The sequence below is a fragment of the Desulfosarcina sp. genome (assembly GCF_041551955.1).
Classification (GTDB): domain Bacteria; phylum Desulfobacterota; class Desulfobacteria; order Desulfobacterales; family Desulfosarcinaceae; genus Desulfosarcina.
In genome coordinates this window covers 1-6,570 of sequence record NZ_JBFELV010000282.1, presented here as the reverse complement: position 1 = coordinate 6,570, position 6,570 = coordinate 1, and the positions used below count along the sequence as shown (strand labels likewise).

Annotated in this window: 7 protein-coding genes; 1 reads left to right on the top strand and 6 read right to left on the bottom strand. The window is 55.9% G+C overall.

Annotation, left to right across the window (positions count from 1 at the left end; all coding sequences use genetic code 11):
* The 6 genes from ABYV26_RS17885 to hisI form a co-directional block, all read right to left on the bottom strand.
* Positions 1 to 235, bottom strand: a 235-nt coding sequence (locus tag ABYV26_RS17885) for a hypothetical protein (protein ID WP_372682716.1), incomplete at its 3' end; no start/stop codon positions are given.
* Positions 235 to 1,149, bottom strand: coding sequence for a GTPase Era (gene era, locus ABYV26_RS17880; RefSeq protein WP_372682715.1), 915 nt, complete (start codon positions 1,147 to 1,149; stop codon positions 235 to 237). The genes era and ABYV26_RS17885, both read right to left, overlap by 1 nt.
* Positions 1,127 to 1,729 carry a ribosome biogenesis GTP-binding protein YihA/YsxC gene (gene yihA, locus ABYV26_RS17875; protein ID WP_372682714.1) on the bottom strand — a complete coding sequence of 201 codons (603 nt, stop codon included), beginning with the start codon at positions 1,727 to 1,729 and terminating at the stop codon, positions 1,127 to 1,129. The genes era and yihA overlap by 23 nt, the downstream gene beginning before the upstream one ends.
* 15 nt (positions 1,730 to 1,744) lie before the next feature.
* Complete coding sequence (locus ABYV26_RS17870) at positions 1,745 to 2,887, bottom strand: pyridoxal phosphate-dependent aminotransferase (protein WP_372682713.1); 1,143 nt, start codon at positions 2,885 to 2,887, stop codon at positions 1,745 to 1,747.
* A gap of 26 nt (positions 2,888 to 2,913) precedes the next feature.
* Positions 2,914 to 3,789: an ATP phosphoribosyltransferase gene (gene hisG / locus ABYV26_RS17865; protein ID WP_372682712.1), complete on the bottom strand. Its 876-nt coding sequence runs from the start codon at positions 3,787 to 3,789 to the stop codon at positions 2,914 to 2,916.
* Positions 3,786 to 4,190: a phosphoribosyl-AMP cyclohydrolase gene (gene hisI / locus ABYV26_RS17860; protein WP_372682717.1), complete on the bottom strand. Its 405-nt coding sequence runs from the start codon at positions 4,188 to 4,190 to the stop codon at positions 3,786 to 3,788. The genes hisG and hisI overlap by 4 nt, the downstream gene beginning before the upstream one ends.
* A 243-nt stretch (positions 4,191 to 4,433) precedes the next feature.
* On the opposite strand from hisI, the gene ABYV26_RS17855 reads away from it, so the two are divergent.
* A partial coding sequence (locus ABYV26_RS17855) for a penicillin-binding protein 1A (RefSeq protein ID WP_372682711.1) occupies positions 4,434 to 6,570 on the top strand: 2,137 nt, incomplete at its 3' end.

Genomic DNA, 6,570 nt, shown 5'->3' with positions numbered 1-6,570 from the left:
CCTGAAAAAGTCTGGCCTGGCCGGTTTTTCCTGGATATTGAAATCGTGCATCATAGTCGGGAAAGACATGGGGGCAGTTTCGCCTGACCATGCGGTAAAGAGATGCCTTGCATCCCTGGGGAAGAATGACGGCATCGGCGACGACGATGGCCGCCAGATCGTTTTCGTCCGGATCCCTGCCGGCACAAAGCAGATTGCTGTCGGCCTCGAAGCAGGGGTGAAAAGAGAGAATCATCAGTACCCGAATTTGCGCAATGCTTTGGTGTCCCGGGTCCAGTTTTTCTGAACCCGCACAAAGAGTTTAAGGAAGACTTTGGCGCCAAGCATCTCCTCGATATCCAGCCTGGCCGCCTCGCCAATCTGCTTTAACTTGGTCCCCTGCCTACCGATAACGATGCCCTTTTGAGAGTCCCGTTCCACGTGGATGGTGGCATGAATTCGAATCAGTGAACCTTTTTTCTCCTCCTTGAAAGAATCGATGGTAACTGCCACGGCGTAGGGAACTTCCTGGCCGGTAAGCCGGATGGCCTTTTCCCGGACCATTTCGGCGGCAATGAACCGCGCCGGCAGGTCCGTCAAGCTCTCCGGTGGAAAAAAAGGCGCCCCGGCAGGAAGGAGCGCCTCCATGGCATCCATCAACCGGTCCACCTGTTCGCCGGTTTTGGCGCTGATGGGAACGACGGCGGTAAAAGGGATCAACCCGGACCAGCGTTCGATCAGGGACAGCAGGGCGGGGCGCTGAACCTGGTCGATCTTGTTGAGGGCCAGCAGCACCGGGAGTCGCTGCTGGGTAAGCTTGTCCAGCAGCAGCCGTTCCGACGGTTCGTCCGGGGTCTGAGCATCCACCACCAGAAGCACAAGATCCACTTCCGACAGGGTAGACAGGGCGGCATCGACGATTCGGGCATTGAGCGGGGTCCTGGCCCGGTGAATACCCGGTGTGTCCAGAAAAACCATCTGAGACCCCGTCCGGTGCGCCACGCCAAGGATCCGATTACGGGTCGTCTGGGGCTTTTTGGAGGTAATGGAAATTTTCTGGCCCAACAACCGGTTGAGCAGGGTGGACTTTCCCGCATTGGGTGCGCCGAGAATGGCCACAAAGCCGGATCTAAACGCGTGGTTGGGGTCAGGTTTGTCTGTGGTGTTCATCAAGGACGGCCCTTTCTATGGCCGACCAGACCTCCGGTTTTCCCAGCCGTGTCTTGGCGGAGAAAAGGATCAGGGCGGCTTCGTCCACATCGATGGCGGCGCCGATGGCCTGCCGTTGTTTTTTTTGAGCGGACTTGGAAAGCTTGTCCGCCTTGGTCAGCACAAAAATAGGCGTTCTGTGATAATGCACCAGCCAGTCGATGAAGTTTTGTTCCTCGATGCCCGGAGTCCGGCGGACGTCCATGATCAAGACCACCGCCCTCAGGGTTTCACGGCCTTTGAGATAGGTCTCGATCATGGGTCCCCAATTGCGTTTCACCGATGCGGGAACCCTGGCGTAACCATATCCGGGCAAGTCCACCAGCGAAACCCGGTCGTTGACCGTAAAAAAATTTATCAGCTGGGTTCGACCGGGCGTGGAGCTTGTTTTTACCAACCGCTTTCTGTTGACCAGGGTGTTGATCAACGAGGATTTTCCGACGTTGGAGCGCCCGGCGAAGGCCGCCTCAGGGTATCGGGCCTCGGGATATTGGGACGGTTTAACCGCACTGGTGACAAAGTCTGCCGATTTAACAATCATGCCGCTGATCCCGGTTCATCGATCCACCTTTAGATACGCCTCCAGGCGGTTCATGCCTTCGGCGATGTTTTCCATGGAGTTGGCGTAGGAAAAACGCAGGTATCCCTGGCCGTGCTGTCCAAAATCAATGCCGGGCGTCACCCCCACGCAGGCCTTTTCCAGGATGTCAAATGCCAGGGCGTAGGAATCTTCCGAGATGTGCCGGGCGTTGGCAAAGACATAGAACGCGCCGGTGGGTTCCACGGTGATGCCCAGCCCCATTTCCCTGAGCCGTCGGATCATGAAGATCCGTCGCTGGTTGTAAATGCGCTTCATCCGTGCCACGTCTTCCCCGGATTCCCTCAAGGCGGCAATGCCCGCCTTTTGAATCATGGCATTGGCCGAAATGAAAAAGTTCTGCTGCACTTTTTGAATGGGGCGGATGAACGCCTTGGGTGCGATGAGGTAGCCCAATCGCAGGCCGGTCATGGCAAATAGTTTGGAAAACCCGTTGAGCACGAACGCCCGGTCCGTGAACTCGAGGATCGAATGCTCTTTTCCTTCATACACCAACCCGTGGTAGATCTCGTCTGAGACGATCCAGGGCGGCATGCCGGCGATGGCTTCCATCCGTGACTTGGAGAGCAGGTTTCCCGTGGGGTTGGAGGGAGAGTTGATGAAGATGGCCCGGGTGCGGTCAGTGAGCTTCTCTTGGATGGCCTCTGGACGATATTGAAATCCGTCTTCCTCGAAGACCGGCACCCTCACCGGCTCTCCGCCGACGAATTTGATGAAATTGGGATAGCAGGCGTAGTGAGGATCAGAGAGAATCACCGGGTCCCCGGGCTCAAGCAGCGCCGCGAAAGTCATGAAAATGGCCGGCGAACTGCCTGAGGTGACAACCACTTGGCCCGGATCTACACGGACAGCATAGGTGTCATGATAATACTCGCAGATCGCTTCGCGCAGCTCCAGCAGGCCCAGGCTGTGGGTGTAGTGCGTATATCCGTCCGTCAGCGCCTTGCAGGCCGCGGCTTTTACGCATTCCGGGGTGTCGAAGTCGGGTTCTCCCACCTCCAGGTGGACGATGTGCTTGCCTTCGTCCTCCATCGCACAGGCCCGTTCGAGCACATCCATGACGATGAAAGAAGTCATCTCCTCGGTGCGTTTCGATGCCATTGCATTCTCTCTGGTGCAGATTAGTGTTAAATCACTTTGTTAAGCGGATATTCAATAATACCTTCGGCGCCGTTTTTCAGCAGTACGGGTATCAGATCCCGCACCACCCCGGTGCCGACAACCGTCTCCACAGAAAACCAGTCGGACTGGTAAAGAGACGCCACCGTAGGGGCATTTAGGCTGGGCAGCAACGTCACGACTTGCTCCAGCTTGTCGTGGGGCACATTCATTTTAATGCCCACCATCTTTTCACCCAACAGGGCCCCTTTAAGCAGAAGGGCGATTTGTTCGATCTTCTCCCGCTTGGGCGGGTTCTCCCACGCCCGACGATTGGTGATCAGTTGCGTGTTGGTCCGCATGAGCTCGTGGATGATGCGCAAGCCATGGGCCCTGATGGTGCTGCCGGTCTCGGTGACCTCCACCACGGCGTCCGCCAGACCGGAAACCACCTTGGCCTCCGTGGCACCCCATGAAAACTCGACTTTCACAGAGATGTCGCGTTCTTCGAAATAGCGCTTGGTAAAGGCCACCAGCTCGGTGGCAATTTTCTTGCCGCTTAAATCGTCAAGGGATTTGATCGGAGAGTCATAGGGCACGGCCAAGACCCACCGGGCGGGCCGGGCGCTGACTTTGGAATAGATCAGGTCCTCAACCACATGAACGTCGGAGCTGTTCTCGGCAATCCAATCCTTGCCGGTGAGTCCGGCATCCAACGTGCCGTTTTCCACATAGCGGGACATCTCCTGGGCCCGGCAGATCGTGCACTCGATCGTGTCGTCGTCGATTTCGGGGAAATAGCTGCGGTCGTTGACATTAATGATCCAGCCGGATCGTTTAAAAAGGGCAAACGTGGCATTCTGCAGGCTTCCTTTGGGAATACCCAGCTTCAGGGGTGTCGTCATTCTTTATAAACCTCCTTGGGGTCAAAAACCAGCTGCCCGAAGGTAACCAGATCGCCGCCTTCCTCTCTCTGGTGAAAACAGCTGGCATATCTGGTGTGGCAGGCTGCCCCCCCGGCCTGATCCACCTTCAACAGCACGGCATCGTCATCGCAGTCGACCCGGATTTCCTTGACATGTTGTATGTGGCCGGAGGTGAGCCCCTTGACCCAAAGGGCGTCACGGGTCCGGCTGTAGTAGGTGGCCCGGCGGGTTTTCAACGTCTCTTCCCAGGCGGCCCGATTCATGAATGCCAGCATGAGCACCTCTCCGGTTTTATGGTCCTGGGCAATGGCCGGTATCAGTCCGCCCATTTTTTCAAAATTCAGTTCAATCATTGGCTTTCTCTCCGTAGTTGAACGCAGTCATTCCGTTTATGACGGTCAAAACGACCGCGTCCGAGGCTTTCAAACATTGATGCAAATCCGGATTATCTAACCACATCACCTGCGGTAGTCAATCCCTTTTTTCTGCAACTGCGGGATAATCTTGCGAAAAATTATTTACTTTGTTAGGGTGATGCGATTGTTACGTCCGGGCGCAGACCAAGGGGTTCGTTGGCACAGCCAGGGCTGATGCCAACACTATAACAGGTTTCAAAATCTGCCATGTCCAGAGAAAAAAGCGCTTCACAGATTCTGAAAAAACGGGCTCGCCATCAACCGGGTGCGATTGTTGGCCGGCTCGCCAAGTGGTCGCTGATCATGACCGTCTTTTTGATGTTCATGGGTGCCGCCGCCATGGTCGGCGTCTATTTCTATTTGAGTGACGACCTGCCTAAAATTACGTCGCTGACCGACTACCACCCGTCCATCATCACCACCGTCTATTCCGACGACAACCGTAAAATTGCCGAATTTTACAAGGAACGGCGCATTGTGGTTCCCCTGTCAAAGATCCCCATCCAACTCCAACAGGCTTTCATCGCCGCTGAAGATTCCCGGTTTTACAAACACCAGGGCATCGATCTGTTCAGTATCATTCGAGCCTTCATTAAAAATATCGAGGCGGGCACCATCGTCCAGGGGGGCAGCACCATCACCCAGCAGGTCACCAAATCCTTTCTGCTCACCCCCGAGCGCAGTTACGAGCGAAAGATCAAAGAGGCCATTTTAGCTTATCGGATCGACAAGACCTTCACCAAGGAAGAGATCCTTTACCTGTATCTGAACCAGATCTACCTTGGCCACGGCGCCTATGGCGTTGAAGCCGCGGCTGAAAACTACTTCGGAAAATCGGTCAGCGAACTGAGCCTGGCTGAATGTGCCATTCTGGCCGGACTGCCCCAGGCCCCGAGCCGATACTCCCCCTTCCGCTTCCCCGAGCGGGCCAAACAGCGACAGATCTATGTGTTGAACCGAATGTTGGCAGAAGGGTTCATCGACAACAACGAGGTGACCGAGGCCATCGATGTAAAGATGGACATCAAGCCCCGCCGCAACTGGTACATAGAAGAGGTTCCCATATACACGGAGCACATCCGGCGGTACGTGGAAAAAAAATTCGGCCAGGACGCCCTTTACACCCAAGGCCTCAAGATTTACGCGGCGGTCAATATCGAAATGCAGCGGGCCGCCCGACAGGAGGTCGAAAAAGGCCTGCGTGAACTGGACCGACGGATTGGATACCGGGGACCTGAAGCGCATTTGGCTCCCGAGGAAATTGAGCGTTTCAGCGATGAACTCCAGATCTCGCTGCAGGAGACCCCGCTCGCCGAAGGGACATCGACCAAAGGGGTGGTCATCGATGTGAATGACAAGGAGGGGACTGCCACCGTTCGCATGGGTGATGCTCGCGGGACCATTTCAATTGAAGATTTGCGCTGGGCGCGCAAACCCAACTCGGAGCTGGCATTTTACCAGGCCCAGGTGAAAAAGGTCACCCAGGTGCTCGAGACCGGAGACGTCATTCTGGTGCGGGTGGTTAAAAAGCAGGCGGCCGGGGACCTGTGGGAGGTTTCCCTGGACCAGGTCCCCGATGCCCAAAGCGCCTTGATGTGCATCGAAGCCGAAACCGGCTTGGTCAAGGTAATGGTTGGCGGGCGCGACTTCATGGAGAGCCAGTTCAACCGGGCCATTCAGTCCCGACGCCAGCCGGGCTCCGCCTTCAAACCGATCATCTACGCTGCCGCGCTGGACAAGGGGTTTACCGCGGCAACAGAGATCATCGACGCCCCCATCGTCTTCAAGGACGAGGTCAATGACTTCACGTGGAAGCCGAAAAACTACGGCAAGAAGTTCTACGGTCCGACCCTGCTTCGCGAGGCTCTGGTCAAATCACGCAATGTCGTTACCATTAAAATCCTTCAGGAAATTGGCATCGACTACTGTATCGAATACGCCCGACGGTTGGGCATTGAATCAGACCTGGCCCGGGATCTCTCCATCGCCTTGGGTTCCTCAGGTGTTTCTTTGTTAGAACTGGTCAATGCCTACGCCGTTTTCGCCAACCAGGGCTATCTGGTGGAGCCTGCTTTCATCACCAAGATAGAGGACCGATTCGGCAATATTCTTGAAGAGATGAACCCGTCCAGGGAACGGGTCATCGACAAAAGAACGGCTTACATCATGACCAGCCTGCTGGAAAGTGTGGTGCAAGAGGGAACCGGCAAGCGGGTCAAGGCATTGAACCGGCCGGTGGCCGGAAAAACAGGAACGACAAACGACCTTCAGGATGCCTGGTTCGTCGGCTACACCCCCCGGTTCATCTCCGGGGTCTGGGTGGGCTACGACAACGGTCGAACCT